The organism is Escherichia sp. MOD1-EC6300, from assembly GCF_002965045.1.
In the GTDB taxonomy this organism is placed as follows: Bacteria; Pseudomonadota; Gammaproteobacteria; order Enterobacterales; family Enterobacteriaceae; genus Escherichia; species Escherichia coli_F.
Genome location: NZ_PTRH01000014.1, coordinates 55,785 through 78,490 on the forward strand (window position 1 = coordinate 55,785; position 22,706 = coordinate 78,490).

The 22,706-nt window shown below is 52.0% G+C and carries 17 protein-coding genes and 4 tRNA genes; 7 read left to right on the top strand and 14 right to left on the bottom strand.

Annotation, left to right across the window (positions count from 1 at the left end):
• The first annotated feature begins 129 nt into the window (after positions 1-129).
• Positions 130-2,157: a hypothetical protein gene (locus BGE37_RS19065; protein WP_157944753.1), complete on the top strand. Its 2,028-nt coding sequence runs from the start codon at positions 130-132 to the stop codon at positions 2,155-2,157.
• Between the two features lie 47 nt (positions 2,158-2,204).
• On the top strand, positions 2,205-2,525 hold the full coding sequence (cyaY, locus tag BGE37_RS19070; protein ID WP_000999963.1) for an iron donor protein CyaY: 321 nt from the start codon (positions 2,205-2,207) through the stop codon (positions 2,523-2,525).
• A gap of 39 nt (positions 2,526-2,564) precedes the next feature.
• Here cyaY and cyaA read toward each other — a convergent pair whose 3' ends face one another.
• Positions 2,565-5,111: a class I adenylate cyclase gene (gene cyaA / locus BGE37_RS19075; RefSeq protein WP_000281697.1), complete on the bottom strand. Its 2,547-nt coding sequence runs from the start codon at positions 5,109-5,111 to the stop codon at positions 2,565-2,567.
• 386 nt (positions 5,112-5,497) lie between these two features.
• On the opposite strand from cyaA, the gene hemC reads away from it, so the two are divergent.
• The 5 genes from hemC (at position 5,498) to aslA (ending at position 11,936) form a co-directional block, all read left to right on the top strand.
• Positions 5,498-6,439, top strand: coding sequence for a hydroxymethylbilane synthase (gene hemC, locus BGE37_RS19085; protein WP_001355383.1), 942 nt, complete (start codon positions 5,498-5,500; stop codon positions 6,437-6,439).
• On the top strand, positions 6,436-7,176 hold the full coding sequence (hemD, locus tag BGE37_RS19090; RefSeq protein WP_032185560.1) for a uroporphyrinogen-III synthase: 741 nt from the start codon (positions 6,436-6,438) through the stop codon (positions 7,174-7,176). The genes hemC and hemD overlap by 4 nt, the downstream gene beginning before the upstream one ends.
• A 21-nt stretch (positions 7,177-7,197) precedes the next feature.
• Positions 7,198-8,403, top strand: coding sequence for a uroporphyrinogen-III C-methyltransferase (gene hemX / locus BGE37_RS19095; protein ID WP_074513283.1), 1,206 nt, complete (start codon positions 7,198-7,200; stop codon positions 8,401-8,403).
• 2 nt (positions 8,404-8,405) lie between these two features.
• Complete coding sequence (gene hemY, locus BGE37_RS19100) at positions 8,406-9,602, top strand: protoheme IX biogenesis protein HemY (protein ID WP_000921791.1); 1,197 nt, start codon at positions 8,406-8,408, stop codon at positions 9,600-9,602.
• Between the two features lie 678 nt (positions 9,603-10,280).
• Positions 10,281-11,936, top strand: a complete 1,656-nt coding sequence (gene aslA, locus BGE37_RS19105; RefSeq protein WP_000395858.1) for an arylsulfatase AslA — start codon at positions 10,281-10,283, stop codon at positions 11,934-11,936.
• Between the two features lie 174 nt (positions 11,937-12,110).
• On the opposite strand, the gene BGE37_RS19110 is transcribed toward aslA, so the two are convergent.
• From BGE37_RS19110 to rfbA, 13 genes are all read right to left on the bottom strand, one after another.
• Positions 12,111-13,343 (bottom strand): anaerobic sulfatase maturase, encoded by a 1,233-nt coding sequence (locus BGE37_RS19110; RefSeq protein WP_105288335.1) that lies wholly within the window; start codon positions 13,341-13,343, stop codon positions 12,111-12,113.
• Between the two features lie 146 nt (positions 13,344-13,489).
• Positions 13,490-13,566 (bottom strand) — tRNA-Pro (locus BGE37_RS19115).
• 42 nt (positions 13,567-13,608) lie between these two features.
• Positions 13,609-13,696: transfer RNA gene (locus BGE37_RS19120), tRNA-Leu, on the bottom strand.
• A 20-nt stretch (positions 13,697-13,716) separates the two neighbouring features.
• Positions 13,717-13,792, bottom strand: a tRNA-His gene (locus BGE37_RS19125).
• 58 nt (positions 13,793-13,850) lie between these two features.
• Positions 13,851-13,927: transfer RNA gene (locus tag BGE37_RS19130), tRNA-Arg, on the bottom strand.
• A 102-nt stretch (positions 13,928-14,029) separates the two neighbouring features.
• Positions 14,030-15,415, bottom strand: coding sequence for a bifunctional threonine/serine APC transporter ThrP (gene thrP, locus BGE37_RS19135; protein ID WP_039020284.1), 1,386 nt, complete (start codon positions 15,413-15,415; stop codon positions 14,030-14,032).
• A gap of 190 nt (positions 15,416-15,605) precedes the next feature.
• Positions 15,606-16,346, bottom strand: coding sequence for a lipopolysaccharide N-acetylmannosaminouronosyltransferase (gene wecG, locus BGE37_RS19140; protein ID WP_001064038.1), 741 nt, complete (start codon positions 16,344-16,346; stop codon positions 15,606-15,608).
• Positions 16,347-16,348: 2 nt separating this feature from the next.
• Positions 16,349-17,701 carry an ECA oligosaccharide polymerase gene (gene wzyE, locus BGE37_RS19145; protein WP_105288336.1) on the bottom strand — a complete coding sequence of 451 codons (1,353 nt, stop codon included), beginning with the start codon at positions 17,699-17,701 and terminating at the stop codon, positions 16,349-16,351.
• Entirely contained in the window at positions 17,698-18,777 is a 1,080-nt protein-coding gene (gene rffT / locus BGE37_RS19150) for a TDP-N-acetylfucosamine:lipid II N-acetylfucosaminyltransferase (RefSeq protein WP_105288337.1), read from the bottom strand. The genes wzyE and rffT overlap by 4 nt, the downstream gene beginning before the upstream one ends.
• Positions 18,774-20,024, bottom strand: a complete 1,251-nt coding sequence (gene wzxE / locus BGE37_RS19155) for a lipid III flippase WzxE (RefSeq protein WP_105288338.1) — start codon at positions 20,022-20,024, stop codon at positions 18,774-18,776. The genes rffT and wzxE overlap by 4 nt, the downstream gene beginning before the upstream one ends.
• A gap of 1 nt (position 20,025) precedes the next feature.
• The gene (gene rffA / locus BGE37_RS19160) at positions 20,026-21,156 is read right to left on the bottom strand and encodes a dTDP-4-amino-4,6-dideoxygalactose transaminase (protein ID WP_000612044.1); all 1,131 of its coding nucleotides are present in this window, start codon (positions 21,154-21,156) and stop codon (positions 20,026-20,028) included.
• A 4-nt stretch (positions 21,157-21,160) separates the two neighbouring features.
• On the bottom strand, positions 21,161-21,835 hold the full coding sequence (gene rffC, locus BGE37_RS19165; protein WP_105288339.1) for a dTDP-4-amino-4,6-dideoxy-D-galactose acyltransferase: 675 nt from the start codon (positions 21,833-21,835) through the stop codon (positions 21,161-21,163).
• Positions 21,813-22,694, bottom strand: coding sequence for a glucose-1-phosphate thymidylyltransferase RfbA (gene rfbA / locus BGE37_RS19170; protein WP_000676063.1), 882 nt, complete (start codon positions 22,692-22,694; stop codon positions 21,813-21,815). The genes rffC and rfbA overlap by 23 nt, the downstream gene beginning before the upstream one ends.
• Positions 22,695-22,706 lie beyond the last annotated feature (12 nt).

Sequence of the window (22,706 nt, forward strand, 5' to 3'; positions counted from 1 at the left end):
AAAGCAAGCGTTTAGCGACTCTTTATGAAGTCTGAAAAATGAGGAATTGCTGCGAGTATAACGCTTACACGTGGGGATTTATGTTTTGCTGATAGTTTCGTGATCGGCACCTCGCGCCAGGATGGCTTTATGCACTATCGCAATGTGGTTTGTTTGTTGTCTTTTTTAGTTCCGTCAGCGTGGGGATGCTCGCTCGGTGAACCTGATCATAATATTTACCAGAAACAGGGAAAAGGCGTGGTATACCTGCGCCCTAATGAAGAGACAAATCTTTCGTTACCGGAAGTAAATTACCAGCGACTGCGTCGTTTACCTGATTTATTCATTGTTCCTGACACCCAGGACGATGGGGAAAAAGAACCGCCGTTAAACGACCTTACCACCGATTATATTGATCAGGGCGCATGGGCCTGGTATCCAAATTATGCTTACTTTAGCGATGGCCGTTTTGTTATTTATGCGGGCAAGATTGTACAAAATCCATCTGGTTATCCACCGGTCGATGTAGCCTCGTTCCATTCATGGGGCGATTTTGCCGTCGATAAAAACAGCATTTATTACAAAGGCCAACGGACAGATGAAAATGGCGGCAAGCAACGCGTCGATGAAAAAACGCTGCGCAAAGTAGGATTAGGTAGCCGTTGGATGCCTGATCGGCTGGGATTGGTGCTACGTGACGCGCATTTTCTTTATATCGATGGGCACCGTTTTGATAACCCAGAGAGTTTTTCCGTGATCGCGCAAAAATCCTGGGGTCAACAAGGGAAATTCGCTTCAACGTTTTTTCCCTGCATTGCCTACCCCTTTGGCCCGTGGGATATGCTTACCCGCACACGAACAAAGTTGCTGATCAATGGAGAGCAACTGGATGCAGATCCGGACAATTTTTCTGTCGTTCGCTGGATGCCCGGCACCCTGTTTAGCTGGCGTGATAAACACGGCGAGCATCGTAAAGTCATTGATCAGGTTCGTTTGGCAAGGAATGAAGATATATCCCGGCAATGTGACAACTTTACGCTGTTAGAAAAAAAGGTGTTCTGGCGCAAGGGGCCAGATTGTGAGCAGGAAGAATTACCCAGTCTCGACCCGGAGCAGTTTCACCCGATCAGTGACATCGTGGCGCAGTATCAGGACAAGTTGTATGCAATCAGTAAGACCCCCTTCGGTGAAAATCAGTTGGAGATCATCACCCTGGATAACCCGAATCTGATCATCAATAAACGTTTTAATGCCGGAAGGCATCATGGCTATTTAATCACCCGATCAACAAATTGGGACGGACATGAGAAAGACGGTTTACAGGTGTTTGAATCCGTTGGCCCACTGATACTGCTGGACTACCGTGTGCCGAATGAAGCAGATGCACACCGTGGCAATAACCCGCATTACAAAAAATGGTTTGCTCGCGACGATCGTTACGTTTATGCATTCGATGGTGCGCAGCTTTGGCGTTACCCTACGCAATATCCCAAAGCGGCACGTATCAAAGCCGCTAAAGATGACTGGCTGAACGTCAGCCTTAGCCAATTGGACGGTGAGATAATGAAAGATGGCTCATTTACTCCCACTGGCATCAAGCACACATCCTCTTTAAAACCCGCCAAGGCATACGAAGATGGGGACAATGAATCTTCATTTATCGTAAATAAATCGGGAGTAGGCTGGCGAAAAGCGCTTTCACCCGACCTGCAATGGAGTGAGTGGCATTACCTGGAAGGCATTTATCCAAAAAAGTTACATCTGATTACCGAACGTATTGCACAGTACAAAAACCAACTCTACGTCGTCAGGCGCTCGCATTTTGGAGAAGATCGGCTAGAAATCATAGAGTTGGAGTCATCTTTGCCCATCAAAAATAAACCGATAAATACGGGCAAGGAGCGTCATTACTTTCTGCAAAGTACCCGACAAAAACAGGATGTGCAGGTATTCACCAGCAGCGGTGCGCTGATAGCAACGGAGCGCTTTGCTTATGACGATAGCTATGTCTACACCTGGATTGACGATCAGCTTTATCGCACACCCTCCCCCTGCCCAGCGAAAACATACGTCAGAGAAAAGAATGTCCGTGAAATTCATAACAGCGACATTATTATTCCGGTGACGGAGGAATCGTGCCGGAACGCAGCAGCAGACGGGCAAACTTTGAAGCCCTGACACCATGCCGCTATACTGCCGCCATCACCTAAAAACAGGAAACAACAATGAACGACAGTGAATTTCATCGCCTGGCCGATACCCTGTGGCTGACCATTGAAGAACGTCTGGACGACTGGGATGGCGACAGCGATATCGACTGCGAAATCAACGGCGGTGTGCTGACCATTACCTTTGAAAATGGCAGCAAAATCATTATCAACCGTCAGGAACCGCTGCACCAGGTGTGGCTGGCAACCAAACAGGGTGGCTACCATTTTGACCTGAAAGGCGACGAATGGATTTGCGACCGTAGCGGCGAAACCTTCTGGGATTTGCTGGAACAGGCGGCAACGCAGCAAGCGGGTGAAACAGTCAGTTTCCGCTAAGATTGCATGCCGGATAAGCCTCGCTTTCCGGCACGTTCATCACGAAAAATACTGCTGTAATAGCGGCGTGTCGTGATCCTGATTGGCAGGCGGCATGTTGCCGATAGATTTGGTGCGGAACGGAATCACCTGTTCACGACCATCAACCTTCACAATCTGATAGAACTGCGGCAGGTTGAAGTTGATGAAGCTTGAGCCGTAGGTAAAACGGTCGTGCGATGACGAGTAGAAGCGACTGACGTCACGCACCAGCTCCTCTTTGCTGCCTTCGCAGTGGTGATACACCTCAACCCGGTTGCTTTCGTCGAGAATGTAGATATTAAAGCCATTCTCGTCTTGCGTTTCTTCGAAGAAGAACTGGATGATCCCTTCGCTGGCAAAGCCGTCCACCACCGCCGGTAATTTGACGTGATTGGTTTCAACCTGCACTGACAGGCCGTGCAGTTTGTTATGCGAAATAGCGCCATAAAACTCAATGGCATTTTCCAGTTTCTGTACCGATACATTCAGCCGTTCGAAGAACAACCCCCAGGTTTGACCAGAAACGCGCAGCGCCTTGAAGCGCCCTGTTTCCTGACGGGTGCTGGACAGACGCAGTTCAATACACTCAGAAACCAGTTGCTGCACGCGAGTACGGATTAAGCCGCGCAGATGCTGGCTGTAGCAGAAGACTTCCACGCTATCTGGCGGTGCGGCGTCCTGATGCATTTTACCGAGAATAGTTTTCAGGGCTTCGATCATCGACTGCTCGCCGTTGAAGTGCAGCGTACGCACTTCGTTCCACGAGTTGCGGTACAGCAGGTCCACGCTACCTACCAGGCAATTTTGGTTTTCGCCAAAGCTGAAGACGTCCAGCTTACGGAAATCAAAATGCACCACCTGATTGCGGAACGCAGCTGTCGGGTCATATTCCAGGTTAACGATAATCGCCAGATGGCGAATTTCACACGGGCTGTAGAGCGCTTTTGGCGTCGGTGCAGGCAGGCGCAGCGGGAAATGGTGCGACACATCGGCGACCATCTCCTGCAACTTAGGCAAATCGACAATGCCGTTGCCTTTAATATACAAGCGGGTGCGCGAGGTCAGCAGGCCGTTAAACCATGCCCACGCCACCAGTTTATTCAGGTAACGGTTATATTCCAGCGGCTGATGGCTGATGATCGACTCAATATTTGGCGCGCGGTTATACAGATACCAACCTGAACGGTTAGCCCGGCCCGGCGGCACATAAATAAAGGTCAGATTCGGTTCCGAGAGATCGGGCGAAATCTGCGGGTTTACCAGCGTCACTTTACCTGGCAATGCTTCAAACGCGGCGTACAGTTTACGCGTCAGAACACCGATATCCTGTGGGCTGGCGGAGACGCTAAGGTTATTGCGACGCGCAAAGCGGATCAGATTACGGTAGCTCTGCATCATTGCATCGAGCAGCTCGTTGTGCGCCTCACGCACCTGATCAATCTTCCAGTTAGCGCGGTTATCGAGCATTGCAAGACGACCATCGTCCCATTCCCACTCTTTCACTAACTGGGTTAGCACTTCACGACGCCAGCCTACACAGGCGCGTTCACGGCTGAGTTTTTCGCACACTTTTAAATAGAAGCAGCGACGCACTAAATCCAGACGGGTGAAATCTTCAATCGCCGTCAGGTATTCAGTAACACGCTCCAGCATCATGCAGTACGGATCGAGACCAAACGATACAATCTCGCCATCGTGCAAACGCTGTTTGATATCTTTCGCCAGCAGACGTGGGTTCGGGTATTCCCAGGAATAGGCTTCCAGCAGCAGTGTTTTCAGCACCGCTTTGTATGGGGAATCGATACTCTTATAGAGCTGCCAAAGGCTGGCACCAAAGTACTCTTCGGCAGAAAGTGAGCTTAAGCCGCCGAGATCCAGCCATTCATTAGGAGTAAGCACGCCCTGCGCGTAAAGCGTCATCACATAGTCGTCGTAATGCTCTTCTTCGTCACACGGCACCATATTCCACAGAATACGCTTACCCGCGAGACGCACGGCAGTGCGATAAAATTCGTCAAGCAGCAGTATATGCTGGGTGGAGCCACAATCTTCGCCCCCCAGGCTGCCGCTTTCATTATGACGGAAGCGATTTTCATCAATCAGGAAGAAGCTAACTTCCACGCCCAGCGAGGCGGCCCAGCTTTCCAGCAGGCTGCATTTACGTTGTAGTAACTGGCGCTCTTCGCTATCAAGCCAGGATTGATGACAGACCCAGATATCCAGGTCAGAGGAACAACTTTGCCCTACGGACGAGGTGCTGCCCATGGTGTATACACCAGTAATTGGAAGCTCACCTTTCGGCGGATCCTGTACTGACATTCCACGATACAGTTCAAGCTCGTTCAGGTAGTGGCGTTGAGTTTCATCAGGCGTGTAAAGGCAAATGCCTTTGGGAACGTTACCATCAAGGTAACCCGGCATTAGCGGATGGTGATAGTGCAACAATGTCGGCAGTAGACTGTAGACCTGTTGGAATGCAGGCCCCATAGCAGCAAGCGCGCGATCCACACGCAATTGATTTATGGCATCCAGTCTCTGTTTCAGAGTCTCAATATAGAGGTACAAGACGTATCGCCTGATTTGCTACCCGTCATGACTGTGATTCCGCCAACATCAACGGTAACACGCGGCATTCGGGATATTTCGTATGTCAAAGGTAACCGTTACCACTTTTCGCGCCTGGTTTTTTTAGTTTCACGACGAAAAAATGGTCTAAAACGTGATCAATTTAACACCTTGCTGATTGACCGTAAAGAAAGATGCGCTACATACAAGTGTAGCACCGTTTATTCTCTGTAAATTCCTTATTACGACGGCGTGAAACGCCTGTCAGGATCCACTGCCAGACCTCATTTTACGGTTTGCGCAGGCGTCTACGTTTCACCACAACACTGACATCGCTCTGGCAAGGATGTTAGGATGGACCACGGATGATAATGACGGTAACAAGCATGTTAGACAATGTTTTAAGAATTGCCACACGCCAAAGCCCACTTGCACTCTGGCAGGCACACTATGTCAAAGACAAGTTGATGGCGAGCCATCCGGGCCTGGTCGTTGAACTGGTACCGATGGTGACGCGCGGCGATGTGATTCTTGATACGCCGCTGGCGAAAGTAGGCGGAAAAGGCTTATTTGTAAAAGAGCTGGAAGTCGCGCTCCTCGAAAATCGCGCCGATATCGCCGTACATTCAATGAAAGATGTGCCGGTTGAATTCCCGCAAGGTCTGGGGCTGGTCACCATTTGCGAGCGTGAAGATCCTCGCGATGCCTTTGTGTCCAATAACTATGACAGTCTGGATGCGTTACCTGCAGGCAGTATCGTCGGGACGTCCAGTTTACGTCGCCAGTGCCAACTGGCTGAACGCCGCCCGGATCTGATTATCCGCTCCCTGCGCGGCAACGTCGGCACTCGCCTGAGCAAACTGGATAACGGCGAATACGATGCCATCATTCTTGCCGTAGCCGGACTAAAACGTTTAGGTCTGGAGTCACGCATTCGCGCCGCGTTGCCACCCGAGATTTCTCTTCCGGCGGTAGGACAAGGTGCGGTCGGTATTGAATGCCGCCTTAATGATACTCGCACTCGCGAGCTGCTTGCCGCGCTGAATCACCACGAAACTGCACTGCGTGTTACCGCAGAACGCGCCATGAATACCCGTCTCGAAGGCGGATGTCAGGTGCCAATTGGTAGCTACGCCGAGCTTATTGATGGCGAAATCTGGCTGCGTGCGCTGGTCGGCGCGCCGGACGGTTCGCAGATTATTCGCGGTGAACGCCGCGGTGCGCCGCAAGATGCCGAACAAATGGGGATTTCGCTGGCAGAAGAGCTACTGAATAACGGCGCGCGCGAGATCCTTGCTGAAGTCTATAACGGAGACGCCCCGGCATGAGTATCTTGGTCACCCGCCCGTCTCCCGCTGGAGAAGAGTTAGTGAGCCGTCTGCGCACACTGGGGCAGGTGGCCTGGCATTTTCCGCTGATTGAGTTTTCTCCGGGTCGACAATTACCGCAACTTGCTGATCAACTGGCAGCGCTGGGGGAGAGGGATCTGTTGTTTGCCCTCTCGCAACACGCGGTTGCTTTTGCCCAATCACAGCTGCATCAGCAAGATCGTAAATGGCCCCGACTACCTGATTATTTTGCCATTGGACGGACCACCGCACTGGCGCTACATACCGTAAGCGGACAGAAGATTCTCTACCCGCAGGATCGGGAAATCAGCGAAGTCTTGCTACAATTACCTGAATTACAAAATATTGCGGGCAAACGTGCGCTGATATTACGTGGCAATGGCGGTCGTGAGCTAATTGGGGATACCCTGACGGCGCGCGGTGCTGAGGTCACTTTTTGTGAATGTTATCAACGATGCGCAATCCATTACGATGGCGCAGAAGAAGCGATGCGCTGGCAATCCCGCGAGGTGACGACGGTCGTTGTTACCAGCGGTGAAATGTTGCAGCAACTCTGGTCGCTGATCCCACAATGGTATCGTGAGCACTGGTTACTACGCTGTCGACTATTGGTCGTCAGTGAGCGTTTGGCGAAACTCGCCCGGGAACTGGGCTGGCAAGACATTAAGGTCGCCGATAACGCTGACAACGATGCGCTTTTACGGGCATTACAATAACTCTCATAACAGGAAGCCATAATGACGGAACAAGAAAAAACCTCCGCCGTGGTTGAAGAGACCAGGGAGGCCGTGGACACCACGTCACAACCTGTCGCAACAGAAAAAAAGAGCAAGAACAACACCGCATTGATTCTCAGCGCGGTGGCTATCGCTATTGCTCTGGCGGCGGGCGTCGGTTTGTATGGCTGGGGTAAACAACAGGCCGTCAATCAGACTGCCACCAGCGATGCCCTGGCTAACCAACTTACGGCACTGCAAAAAGCCCAGGAGAGCCAAAAAGCCGAGCTGGAAGGCATTATCAAGCAACAAGCTGTACAGCTTGAGCAAGCGAATCGTCAGCAAGAAACGCTGGCAAAACAGCTGGATGAAGTCCAACAAAAGGTCGCGACTATTTCCGGCAGCGATGCTAAAACCTGGCTGCTGGCTCAGGCTGATTTCCTGGTGAAACTCGCCGGAAGGAAGCTGTGGAGCGATCAGGACGTCACGACCGCTGCAGCGTTGCTGAAAAGTGCAGATGCCAGCCTGGCGGATATGAATGACCCGAGTCTGATTACCGTTCGTCGGGCAATTACCGATGATATCGCCAGCCTTTCTGCGGTATCGCAGGTGGATTATGACGGCATCATCCTTAAGCTGAACCAGCTTTCTAATCAGGTAGATAACCTGCGTCTGGCCGATAATGACAGCGATGGTTCACCGATGGATTCCGACGGTGAAGAGCTTTCCAGTTCCCTCAGCGAATGGCGTATCAATCTACAAAAAAGCTGGCAGAACTTTATGGACAACTTCATTACGATTCGCCGTCGTGATGACACCGCCGTACCACTGTTAGCACCGAATCAGGATATCTATCTGCGCGAAAATATTCGCTCCCGCCTGCTGGTCGCGGCACAAGCCGTACCGCGTCATCAGGAAGAGACTTACCGCCAGGCGCTGGAGAACGTCTCCACCTGGGTTCGTGCTTATTACGATACTGATGATGCCACCACCAAAGCGTTCCTCGACGAGGTGGATCAGCTAAGTCAGCAAAATATCTCGATGGATCTCCCGGAAACCCTGCAAAGCCAGGCGATGCTGGAAAAACTGATGCAGACTCGCGTGCGTAACCTGCTGGCACAACCGGCAGCGGGGACAACGGAAGCTAAACCTGCACCTGCACCTGCACCTGCACCTGCACCTGCACCGCAAGCTGATACTCCGGCAGCCGCGCCGCAAGGAGAATAACCATGCTAAAAGTGTTGTTGCTCTTTGTTTTGCTGATTGCGGGGATAGTGGTTGGCCCGATGATTGCCGGTCATCAGGGTTACGTATTGATTCAGACCGACAACTACAATATCGAAACCAGCGTCACTGGCCTGGCGATTATTTTGATTCTGGCGATGGTAGTGCTGTTTGCCATTGAGTGGCTACTGCGGCGGATCTTCCGCACAGGCGCACACACCCGTGGGTGGTTTGTCGGACGTAAGCGTCGCCGTGCCCGTAAGCAGACCGAACAGGCGCTGCTGAAACTAGCGGAAGGCGATTATCAGCAAGTTGAAAAGCTGATGGCGAAAAATGCCGATCACGCTGAACAACCGGTGGTGAACTATCTGCTGGCTGCCGAAGCCGCGCAACAACGCGGTGATGAAGCACGCGCCAACCAACATCTGGAACGCGCAGCGGAGCTGGCCGGCAACGACACAATTCCGGTAGAAATCACCCGTGTACGTCTGCAACTGGCCCGTAATGAAAACCATGCAGCACGTCACGGCGTTGATAAGCTGCTGGAAGTTACGCCACGCCATCCGGAAGTATTACGTCTGGCGGAACAGGCGTATATCCGCACTGGTGCATGGAGTTCGCTGCTGGATATCATCCCATCAATGGCAAAAGCCCACGTTGGCGATGAAGAGCATCGTGCAATGCTGGAACAACAGGCATGGATTGGCCTGATGGATCAGGCGCGTGCCGATAACGGTAGCGAAGGTTTGCGTAACTGGTGGAAAAACCAAAGCCGGAAAACGCGTCATCAGGTGGCGTTACAGGTGGCAATGGCGGAACATCTTATTGAATGTGACGATCATGATACTGCCCAGCAAATTATCATCGACGGCCTGAAACGCCAGTATGACGATCGCCTGCTGCTGCCGATCCCGCGTCTGAAAACCAATAACCCGGAACAGCTGGAAAAAGTGCTGCGCCAACAGATCAAAAACGTGGGCGATCGCCCGTTGTTGTGGAGCACACTGGGTCAGTCGCTGATGAAGCACGGCGAATGGCAGGAAGCATCGCTCGCCTTCCGCGCGGCGCTGAAACAACGTCCGGACGCCTACGATTACGCATGGCTTGCCGACGCGCTGGACAGACTGCACAAGCCGGAAGAAGCCGCAGCGATGCGTCGCGATGGCTTGATGCTAACGTTGCAGAACAACCCGCCACAGTAGCTCTTTCTCACCCGGAGGCAAGCACCTCCGGGGCCTTTCTGATATATAAAAAAACGCCTGCTCTTATTACGGAGCAGGCGTTAAAACAGGTCTGTATGACAACAAGTGGGTGCTTCACTCAACGTTGTGTCCATGGTGTCTGATGAGGCATAAGCGACATCTGTCAGTGGACGATAAGCACCGTAAACGGCTCTGCGTCATTCCGGAGTTTATGAGGCACTAAGGCGAACATAAGAGATGGAATGAGCATCTACTCGTTTATTATGCCACAGAGAACCGGGAAATAACATCCCTTAACACTTGTTATGAGATAATTCTGTAATCCTCTTTGCTTCCTGAGTAATAACTTCCTGAGTGAATATTTCTCCTGCGCACGATTCTACACATATATATAATGAATAATAAAAGTCATTCAATTAATAACATATATATTAATTGCTGTTAAAACTAAAAACAGCATCAATAATCAACGCGATATAACATCACCGCCTTACATATCACCTGCGCCAGAGGTAGGATTGAAAACGCTCTCCTGATTTTCCAATTCATTATCTGGATAAATAAATAATTTATTTTCATCACTATTATTTATGCAATCATCCTGTCAGGGAGAGGGATCTCAATTATCAATGCTTAATTACGTCAACATTTTGACGACATGAAACCGGAGCATTTTGCATGGAATTTTCGTTTTCACCCAAACTTCTTGTTGTGGCTGTCGCCGCCGCTCTTCCACTCATGGCCAGCGCAGCAGATACCCCGTCAACCGCCACCGCACGCAAAGGCTTTGCCGGATACGATCACCCAAACCAGTATCTGGTTAAACCGGCGACCACTATTGCCGACAACATGATGCCGGTGATGCAGCATCCTGCACAAGACAAAGAAACCCAGCAGAAACTGGCGGAACTTGAGAAAAAAACCGGTAAGAAACCGAACGTGGTTGTTTTCTTGCTGGATGATGTGGGCTGGATGGACGTTGGCTTTAACGGCGGCGGCGTGGCGGTGGGTAACCCTACACCAGATATCGACGCCGTTGCCAGCCAGGGGCTGATTTTAACTTCGGCGTATTCTCAACCGAGTTCTTCCCCAACCCGCGCCACGATTCTCACCGGACAATACTCCATCCACCACGGCATTCTGATGCCGCCAATGTACGGGCAACCGGGCGGTCTGCAAGGGTTAACCACGCTGCCACAGTTGCTGCACGATCAGGGCTACGTCACCCAGGCTATCGGGAAATGGCATATGGGGGAAAACAAAGAGTCGCAGCCGCAGAACGTTGGCTTTGATGATTTCCGCGGCTTTAACTCGGTATCTGATATGTATACCGAATGGCGTGATGTTCATGTCAACCCGGAAGTCGCCCTGAGCCCGGATCGTTCTGAATACATCCAAAAACTGCCGTTCAGCAAAGATGACGTTCATGCCGTGCGCGGCGGTGAACAGGAAGCCATTGCCGACATTACGCCGAAATATATGGAAGATCTGGATCAACGCTGGATGGAATATGGCGTTAAGTTCCTCGACAAGATGGCGAAGAGCGATAAGCCTTTCTTCCTCTATTACGGCACTCGCGGCTGTCACTTCGATAACTACCCGAACGCCAAATATGCGGGTAGCTCTCCGGCGCGCACCTCTTACGGCGACTGCATGGTGGAGATGAACGATATCTTCGCCAATCTGTATAAAGCACTGGAGAAAAACGGTCAGCTTGATAACACGCTGATTGTGTTCACCTCTGATAACGGTCCGGAAGCTGAAGTTCCGCCGCACGGTCGCACACCGTTCCGCGGTGCGAAAGGTTCTACATGGGAAGGCGGCGTTCGTGTGCCAACCTTCGTTTACTGGAAAGGCATGATCCAACCGCGTAAATCTGATGGTATTGTCGATCTGGCGGATCTCTTCCCTACGGCGCTGGATCTGGCAGGACATCCTGGAGCGAAAGTGGCGAATTTAGTGCCGAAAACCACCTTTATTGATGGTGTGGACCAGACATCTTTCTTCCTGGGAACAAATGGTCAGTCTAACCGTAAGGCCGAGCACTACTTCCTCAACGGCAAACTTTCTGCTGTGCGTATGGATGAGTTCAAGTATCACGTCCTGATCCAGCAACCGTACGCGTATACCCAGAGCGGGTATCAGGGTGGATTCACCGGCACAGTAATGCAAACGGCGGGATCGTCGGTGTTTAACCTGTACACCGATCCGCAGGAAAGCGACTCTATCGGCGTGCGCCATATCCCAATGGGTGTACCGCTACAGACCGAAATGCATGCGTATATGGAGATCCTGAAAAAATATCCACCACGCGCGCAGATTAAATCTGATTAAGCCGGCGCTATCGCTACATCGGGCCACACTGACCTTGCCGGATGCGGCGTGAACGCCTTATCCGGCCTACAAGCCTTGCAAATTCAATAAATTGCAGCGTCCTGTAGGCCGGATAAGATGCGTCAGCATCGCATCCGGCAATCAACCGCAGGCGGCCACAAAATGGCTGCTTTTTTACTTATTCACCACCATCAAATGCGCCTGCATAATGTCGCTGGCCGGGCGACCGTGCGCCAGCAAATCAGCCATTGCTTTAAGATATGGCGGTAGATAGCGGAAATAACGCTGATACCCGGCACACAAATAATTCAGCCCCGGCTTACCGCTGGCATCGAGCATAAAGCGGTGTTTCGGGCAGCCTCCCCAACATGCTTTTAACACGTTACAACTGCGACACTGCGCCGGTAACTGCTTAAATTTATCTTCTCCAAACACCTGCTGCTGCGGGGAATCTACCATTTCTGCAATTGTTTGCTGAAGCATATTCCCCAGTCGATATTGCGGATAAACATAGTGATCGCAGGCGTAAACGTCGCCGTTGTGTTCGACAATCACCGAGCGTCCACAAGTCGGCTGATGATGGCAAACCGCACCCGGCGCACCGACAAAATTGGCAAACGCCCATTCGATATTCATCACGAAAATCTTGCCGACGTCACGTTTGATCCAGTGGTCAAAAATTGCCACCAGAAACTCACCGAACTCATCGGGGCGCACCGACCATTCTGTCAGTTCCCCCTGAATATCACCAGGCGCATGTAATTTCAGTCCATTGCGGGCAGCTGTTTCATCAGCCAGGCGCTCCACCACCGGAATAAACTGGATGAACTCCACGCCTGCATCACGCAAAAACGCATATACCTGCAACGGTTGCTGCGCGCTGGTGCGGTTGACGCAGGTCAGCACGTTATAGTCGACATGATGTTTTTGCAGGAGCGTCAGGGCACGCATCACCAGCTTATGCGTGGGTCTGCCACCTTTGGTCACGCGATATTGATTGTGGATCTCAGCCGGACCGTCCAGCGATAACCCAACAAGAAAATGATTTTCTGCCAGAAATGCACACCATTCATCATCAAGCAGCACACCGTTAGTCTGAAAGCTGTTACTTATCTTCCTGCCAGCACCATATTTCGCCTGTAGCGCCACGGCACGGCGGTAAAAATCCAGCCCGAGTAACGTTGGTTCGCCGCCCTGCCAGGTAAAAGCCACTTCGTTTTGGGGTTCGCTGGCAGCGATATAGTGACGGACATACGCTTCCAGCGTGTCATCGTCCATATGCGCAACTGGCTTTTCGCGGTAAAGGGATTGTTTTTCGAGATAAAAACAGTAGTCACAGTTCAGATTACAATCGGAACCGCTTGGTTTCGCCATCACATGAAAAGCACGCGTTGGAACCTGTAGCATGGTCGCTCCTTGCCTGAAGTCATCCTTCAATACGTTAAGGGCGAAATCATACCGTGTAGCAATGAGTGACTACGGGCGTTTCTTGCGAAGGGAGAGTGATGAAATGCACAGAAAACAAAAAACCCCGCCGAAGCGGGGTTCAAAATTGGTCGGCGAGAGAGGATTCGAACCTCCGACCCACTGGTCCCAAACCAGTTGCGCTACCAAGCTGCGCTACTCGCCGAAATACTGCTTTTTGAATTTTTAGTTCAATTCTTTAAAGTCGTGGTGCGAGGGGGGGGGACTTGAACCCCCACGTCCGTAAGGACACTAACACCTGAAGCTAGCGCGTCTACCAATTCCGCCACCTTCGCATTGTCACAACTTCTAATAATGGGGTGGCTAATGGGATTCGAACCCACGACAACTGGAATCACAATCCAGGGCTCTACCAACTGAGCTATAGCCACCACTACAAATCTTGTTACGCGGTATTACTACCACCGCAGCTCAAGCGCCGGGACTAAATGGCGCGCCCGACAGGATTCGAACCTGAGACCTCTGCCTCCGGAGGGCAGCGCTCTATCCAGCTGAGCTACGGGCGCTTAGCGCCGTTGCGGGGGTGGATAATACGGACTTCCCACCCCTCTGTCTAGTCCCTTTTTAAATAAATTGCGCGTTTGGTTACGGTTTGTGCGTTTTGCTGCTTATTCCTCCAGTTTATGCGCTTTACCGTGGCGATTAAGCCCAAAAACTTTATAAATTGCCGTCACCGCCAGCATAAAGATGATGCCGACAAACAGCGACATACGCGTATCTTCATTAAAGTACATGCCGATCAAAACGCAAATCAGGAATGCCATTGTTACGTAGTTGGCCCACGGGAACAGGATTGAGCGGAACGGATGGCTGGCAATCGCCGCTTTGTGCGCTCGACGAAAACGCAACTGGCTAATCAAAATCACAAACCATGGCACCATCCCCGGAAGCACGCTGGCACTGTAGACATAGACAAACACACGCTGTGGATTGGGAATGATGTAGTTCAGGCATGAGCCAATTAACAGAATAGCAATTGATACCGCCACGCCTGCAACCGGAACACCTTGACGGGAAACTTTCGCCATTGCCGCCGGTAACTGACGGTTTTTCGCCAGTGCGTAGAGCATACGTCCACAACTGTACATGCCGCTGTTACAGCCAGAGAGCGCAGCCGTCAGTACCACAAAGTTGATAATACCCGCCGCTGCGGTAATGCCGATTTTGGCGAAAGTCAGTACGAACGGGCTGCCGTTGCTGCCAATGTCATTCCACGGGAAGATGGTGACAATAACGAAAATCGCACCTACGTAGAAAATCAGGATTCGCCACAGCACTTTGCCAACGGCACTGCGCAGTGTCACCTGCGGATTCTTCGCTTCACCGGCCGTAATGCCAATCAGCTCCACGCCCTGGTAAGACGCCACCACGATACACAATGCGGTCAGGAACCCTTTCCAGCCACCCGCAAAGAAACCGCCATGCTCTGTGAGATTGCTAAAACCAATCGACTGCCCGCCATTGCCAAAGCCAAAGAAAATCACGCCCAGGCCAATGACAATCATCACTATAATCGTGGTGACTTTGATCATCGCGAACCAGAATTCGATTTCACCGTACAACCGCACCGCCGCCAGATTCGCCAGTGCCACCAGCGCCACCGCGATCAATGCCGGTATCCATTGCGCCATCTCCGGGAACCAGAACTGGACATAAACGCCAATGGCGGTGATTTCTGAGATCCCCACCGCCATCCACATAAACCAATAAGACCAGGCGGTGAGATAGCCAAAGAACGGGCTCATATAACGGTGCGCGTAAACGGCGAACGAACCGGTAACCGGTTCGAGGAACAACATTTCGCCCATTGAACGCATGATGAAAAAGACGAACAGCCCGGCGATGATATAGGCCAACAATACGGATGGCCCGGCCCATTTCAGGGTACTGGCGGCCCCCATAAACAGGCCGACGCCAATGGTGCCCCCCAGGGCGATGAGTTCGATATGTCGAGCTTCCAGCCCACGCTGTAGCTCTGGTTTGTTATCTGCCATAAATCCTCGTGTTGTGTTTGCATGCTTTCCGGTGTTACCGGTTATCGTTATGGGTACATCGAGTGTTGCGAATGTTTTCGTAATTCAGGAGAAATGGCAAATAAAGCATTAAAAATTTGAATGCTTTGTGTAATAAAAAGACAGGCAGGCGACGAAGTGACCACTCCGTCGCTTTACAGAGAGAGGAAAATCAGAGGTTGCCGGTGTAATGCCAGCGTAAATAACGCAGCAAACGAAGCTGACGCTTAATGCGGCTCGGCTGCGAAAGCAGGCGGTAGAGCCACTCCAGCCCCAGCGTTTGCCAGATTTTCGGTGCGCGTTTCACGTGACCGGTGAAAACATCGTAAGTCCCGCCAACGCCCATATACAGCGCATCCGGATGCACCAGACGGCAGTCGCGCATGAAGATCTCCTGCTTTGGCGATCCCATCGCAACGGTGACGATTTGCGCTCCGCTGGCATGAATGCGTTCAAACAGCGCCTGACGCTGCTCGGGTTTAAAATAACCATCCTGACTGCCAACGATATTCACATTCCACTGATTGCGCAGTTTAGCTTCAGTTTGCGCCAGCACTTCAGGTTTACCGCCCACAAGAAATACCGGCGTCCCTTCTTTGCCTGCGCGCGCCATCAGCTCTTCCCAGAGATCGGCCCCGGCAACGCGGGAAACCTGCGCCTGCGGGTACTTTTTACGTACTGAACGTACAACGCTGATGCCATCAGCATATTTAAATTCGGCAGCATTAATTAACTCCCTGACCTCGGCGTTATCTTCAATGGTCAGCATTTTTTCGGCATTAATGGCAACCAGCGTTCCTTGCTTAAGCTGCCCGTCAGCAAACAGATAATCGAGGGCGTGCTGCATATCACGCCAACCGATTAACTGTAAGCCACGCAACGTATATGTCGGTGCCGTGGTATTGTTATTCATTGTTATCCTTCAACCTGCGTCCGGAGCGATGATTTTGTACGTTTATGAATGAGTCCGGCGCTTTCAAAAAGCCAGTACAACAGTTTTGCGATCATCAGACATGCGCCGAAGACCACGATAAAAAAGACCACACGTGAGACAAACGAATCCAGCCCTTCACGCGCCAGTACGATCATATTGAAGATCGCCCCGAAGCAGAAACTGTGCAATATCGCAGCCTTATAGCGATTAGTTTCGCGATTGCCCAGTTCATACAGCCAGTCGAACCATTTGATGATCAGTCCAACCACAATCGCCCCGAGCGGGATGAACAACGCGCCGCCCATAACAACCAGTGAGCCTATAAGCGTAGGCGAGATCGCCAGCCCGGAGTGGTTATTCAGCACTTCCCAGGTAAAGTAGTTGGCGGAGTTCAGTACCATACTCGGGCGACCCGGCCACAGCCAGGAAGGGATAAAGACATAGAAATCGCGGACAATGGGAGCCAGGCCCTGGAAGTCGATGTTGTCGTAGTTCTGCAACAGCAATGCCAGATTCTCCCACGGCGAAAAGGTATCGCGGGTGAGATAGAGAAACGTATAGAACGCTTCATCGCCGCTCACATTCATTCCATAGCGTTTTAGCGCCAGCCAGAACATGCCCACAATCCCCAGCACGCCCGCCGCCGCCAGCATCCACAACGAAATCCAGCCGCGAATAATGCCAATAAACAGGAAGATAGCAAATGCGATGATAATATTGGCGCGAGTGCCGCCGACAATCATGTAAGTCAGCAAGCCAAAGGCGACCGTGCTGGCGAGGAAAAACAGCCACGCTTTGCTGTCCTGGCGCAGAAAGTAGACCACCAGCATCGCCGGGATGAAAAAGTAAAAGAAACGTTTTAACGCCACGCCGGAGACTTCACTGGAGAAGATCTGACTGTAGGAGTTAAGACGGAACAGCAAAAAACCGTTGTGCATGAAGAAGATGCCGACGCTTACCAACGCAATGCCCATCAGGATCACCCACGTGAGATTGGTCTCCACGCGGTTCATGGTAAACAGCGGACGGCGCGGTACATCAGCAACGCGTTTGCGTAGGCGGGTTTTGTAGGTGACATAGTAAACCGCGTAGAAGCAGCCCGCAGAAAGCAACGCCTGCAACAAGATTTCTGGCGGCGCAACACCAACATCAAAGCGAAATACCAGCACGCTGGTCAGCGGGAAGCCGAAGAAAAAGGTGAGCAAAAACAGCAATGAAAAGAAGACATTGAAGTTAAAGCGCACACGGCGAAACTCAAACCAGGTCAGCGTGGCAATAAACAGCGTGCAGAGCAGCCAGACAACAAACAGGCCACTGAATTGCAGCAGACTCATGCGACCTCCCCGGCGGCAATCGCCAACGCCCGCTGCCAGCCTTGTAGAAAGTTAGGGCTAAAGAAGGCAATGGTGTTTTTATCCACCGACGCCAGCTGGCGCTGTGCTTCACGCACAATATCCTCGTTGAGATCGTCGGTAGTAAACAGCACCGGCAAATGCTGTTCCGTCATATCCTGCCAGAACGGATTTTCCCGGTTAAGCACACAAGGAATGCCCGCCTGAATCAGCAAGCACAGCGTACCAATGCCCTGCTGGCGGGCAAAAATAAAGTAACCGAGATCGCACTGACGAAGTAGCGCCAGATAGGCATCAAATTCCAGTTTTTCGCTCAGAACTTGCAGATTTTCTTCGCTGAATAACGCCAGCCCCGCCTGGCGAACTTCATTGATATATGCATCGTTATTGGGTGGATATCCCATCGGCACCACGACTTTTACCGTATTGCCAAATTGCTGATGAACGGCGCGTAAGGCGGCGACATGCTCATTGCTGCGGTCACCGGAGTTCCCCACCAGAATGGTCATTTTCCCTTCACGTTGGCGATCGTTCGCCATCGTATTGAGAGAAGGGTCCATCCGCGTCGGGAAGTACAGCAGTTCGCCCCGCACCTTTGGATGCGTTTTGGCAAAAAAACTCAAATCACCGCGGGTGGCAAATACACAGCCGACTCGCTTTTGCGCCAGACGGCGCAGCGGATAAAAAAGCTTATATCTCAAGCCACTGGAAAGCTCATACAGGTCTGCCCCCCAGATATGCCAGTAAAACTGGCTGGGCTTAATGCCACCACTCAGCAGAGCTAGCCACAGTTTGGGATTGAACTGACCGTGGAAGAAAAATCGCTGCTGACGGTTAGCTTTTGCTTTCGCGATGACCGCTTCCGCCAGCGATTTTTTCCCAGGGAAAAATTGCACAGAAAGCGCCGGACAGCTATCACTTAAGCCGTCGTCCTTGCCAACAACCATAAACTCGCGCGCGTGCTCGCTCGTCGCGGCCAGCGCGTCGTTGAAAAACCGCAGAACGGTTCGGTTATGGTGAGGGATATCCGATCCCAGTACGTGAATCAGTACAGTCATGCCCGCCTACGCCAGAGTAAAAATACGCCACAACAAAGAGAAAAATAGACGATATAGGTTGCCATGTAGGCCTGCGCCGCGCCCAGTGCGCCATGCGCAGGGATTAGCCAGTGGGCAAATACCATCAATAAAGTGAACTGGCTGACTTCCGCCAGAATATAAAACCGCAGTGACGCTTTGGCGATCACCAGATAACCAAAGACATAAGCGCCCACTTTTAATACATCGCCCACCAACTGCCAGGCAAAGAGATCGCGCATAGCGGTAAATTTATTCGACAACAGCAGCCAGATAGCAAAATCACGCAGCAACCAGACGGTAAAACTCGCCACAGCTACCGCCGGTAAGACGAATTTCAACGATTTAACCACTTCCCGGGTGATATCGCGCTTTTCCGTTAGCCGCGACAACGTGGGCAGTAAATATACGCTGAACGATGCCGTAATAAATTGCAGGTAGGCATCGGAAATACTGCTCACCCCTTGCCAGATACCCACTTCATCCCAGCTATAATGCGCCGCCAACAGTTTACGCATCATAATGTACGCAACGGGCAAGGTCACCGACGTAATCAACGCCATGAGCGTAAATTTGCTCAACTGCCCTGCCAGGCCGTTATCCCAACTGGGTTTCAGATAGCTTAACGGGATGGCACCACGTTTGATCAACATGATGACGGCAGGAATCACCACCAACGCCGGAATCAGCGCCAGCCCCAGCAATGCCCCTTCATAACCACCCAAACGGTAACTGACATAATAAGCGATAACGCCAATCAAGCTGCCGACAATCAGCGATAACGCATTACCAGCGGCATCGCGAAAGCCTTTCATCAACGCCAGTAACAGGTTGCCCCAGGCGATCCCCATTTGCACCAGCGCCACTAAACGCACCAGCCCCACATAGTCGGTATTACCAAACAATCCCTGGCTAATTGGCGCTGCCGCCAGCACAAAAACCAGCGCCATCAGCGTAGAGAAACCAAGCACCATCGCTGATGAAGTGCCGACCACGCGGCGCAGCTGCTGCGGATTATCATGGTACTGGGCAACGTATTTGGTTACGCCATTAAAGATGCCCGCCCCGGCAAGCACGCCGAGCACGGTAATCAACTGGCGGAAATTTGCCGCCAGCCCAAGCCCCGCCGGACCAAATGACACCGCCAGCAACTTACCGACCAGTAACCCTGCACCAATCTTGACCAGTGTACTGGCCGCCGTCCATAAGGACGCTTTTGCCAACGACATATCAGGAGAAGTAATTCAACAAGGTCGCAATTACCGTACGCTGATTGACGGGCGACAGGTTGTAGAACAGCGGCAGGCGCAGCAGGCGCTCGCTCTCTTTGGTGGTGTAGCGATCTTCACCGTGGAACTCACCAAAGCGTTCCCCCGCAGGGCAACCGTGCAGCGGAATGTAATGGAACACCGCCATGATTTCCGCTTCTTTCAGAAAGTTAATCAACGCGCTCCGGTCATCAATATCCCGCAGTTTAATGTAGAACATATGCGCGTTCTGCACGCAGCCATCGGGAATCGACGGCAGCTCGATACGCCCGGCTTTCGCCAGAGGTGCTAACGCATCGTAGTAGTTTTGCCACAGCGCCAGACGTTGCTGATTGATACGATCCGCTGCTTCCAGTTGCGCCCACAGGTACGCAGCTTGCAGATCGGACATCAAATAGCTGGAGCCAATATCGCGCCAGGTATATTTATCGACCTGACCACGGAAGAACTGGCTGCGGTTAGTCCCTTTTTCACGGATGATCTCGGCTCGTTCGATTAACGCTTTATCGTTAATCAGCGTCGCGCCGCCTTCACCGCCCGCCGTGTAGTTTTTGGTTTCATGGAAGCTAAAGCAGCCAATATGACCAATGGTTCCCAGCGCACGCCCTTTATAAGTGGACATCACGCCCTGAGCGGCATCTTCCACCACAAACAGATTATGCTTTTTCGCCAACGCCATAATGGTGTCCATTTCGCAGGCCACACCCGCGTAATGAACCGGCACGATAACGCGCGTTTTGTCGGTGATCGCCGCTTCAATCAACGTTTCGTCGATGTTCATGGTGTCCGGGCGAACATCCACAAAGACGATTTTCGCGCCACGCAGCACAAAGGCATTGGCGGTGGAGACAAAGGTGTAGCTCGGCATGATCACTTCATCGCCAGGCTGGATATCGAGCAGCAGCGCCGCCATCTCCAGCGAAGCGGTGCAGGATGGTGTCAGTAACACTTTGGCGCTGCCAAAACGTTGCTCCAGCCATTGCTGGCAGCGACGGGTAAAACCGCCATCGCCACACAGTTTGCCGCTACCCATTGCCGACTGCATATAGTCGAGTTCGGTTCCCACCACCGGCGGTGCGTTAAATGGAATCATGTGATCACCTGTATAACCAGTACGCGGTGCTTTCTACATTCGCACCACTTTGTATGTATCGTTTAAGCGCGGCGGTGTTGCCCATCTGGGTCGCCACCCGCAAAGTTGTTTTACCGCGAGCATACGCCCAGTTTAGCGCTGTTTGCATCAGCTCAGCACCTGCACCGCGTCCAGCCAGCAGGCCAATTCGCGCATCTGTCGCATTGAGTTCCCGTAAAGAGACATAGCCGCGAATATCGCCGGACGCCGAACGTAAAATGAGGCATTGATGATCAAAGGTGCCGCGCACGGCATTTTCAATCCACTGCGCATAAAAGCGACCGCTGGCGTCAGGCGCATACCATGGCGCACGAAAACGGCTTTGCGCAAATGCGGCGCTGGCTAACTGACGTAATGCGGGAATATCTGTCTCTTGTGCCACTTCTGCGCCGCTATCACTGACATTGTTCACGGGTAGCGCCAAATCAACTTCACCTTCAACCAGGCAGAATCCCAGCTGTTGCAAGGCATCCAGCTCAACAGTATTTGATGCAGTAATTTTGGCCTGTACTCGTGACCACGTCGCTAAAGCGTCTGGCGTCAGGAGTGGCGCATCAGGAGTGAGATGCACGATAGCGCTGTTAACGCCAAAGAAGGCATTTTCCCAGGCTAGTGGTTCAATACTGGCGCGGACGGGCACGGAGTAACTCCAGCAGATATTGGCCGTAGCCAGTTTTCGCTAATGAACTGGCAGCACGCTTCACACCTTCGTCATCGAGCCAGCCGTTACGCCAGGCAATCTCTTCCAGGCAGGCAATCTTAAAGCCCTGGCGTTTTTCCACCGTCTGTACAAAGGTACTGGCTTCAATCAGGCTGTCGTGTGTGCCGGTGTCCAACCAGGCAAATCCGCGCCCGAGCAGTTCAACGGTCAGGTTGCCTGCCTCGAGGTACATCTGGTTGATGGAGGTAATCTCCAGTTCACCACGCTCCGACGGCTTCACCTGCTTTGCGTACTCCACAACTTTACTGTCGTAGAAATAAAGCCCGGTCACCGCCCAGTTTGATTTTGGCTGTTTTGGCTTTTCTTCCAGAGAGATAGCGCGGAAATTGTCGTCAAACTCCACGACGCCAAAGCGTTCTGGATCCATTACCTGATAGCCAAATACCGTCGCCCCTTGCGTGCGCGCCGCAACATGACGCAGCTTCGGACTGAAGCCCTGGCCGAAGAAGATGTTATCGCCCAGCACCAGACAAGATGGTTCACCATTAAGGAAGGTTTCACCGATGATAAATGCCTGCGCAAGACCGTCCGGGCTGGGCTGTTCGGCATATTCCAGCTGGATACCGAACTCACTACCATCGCCCAGCAGGCGCTGGAAATAACCTTTATCTTCCGGCGTGGTGATGATGAGAATTTCGCGGATACCGGCCAGCATCAGCACCGACAGCGGATAGTAAATCATTGGCTTATCGTAAATCGGCAACAATTGCTTCGATACGCCGCGCGTAATCGGATGCAATCGGGTGCCGGAACCGCCCGCCAGGATAATACCTTTCATGTTTGCCTCCGC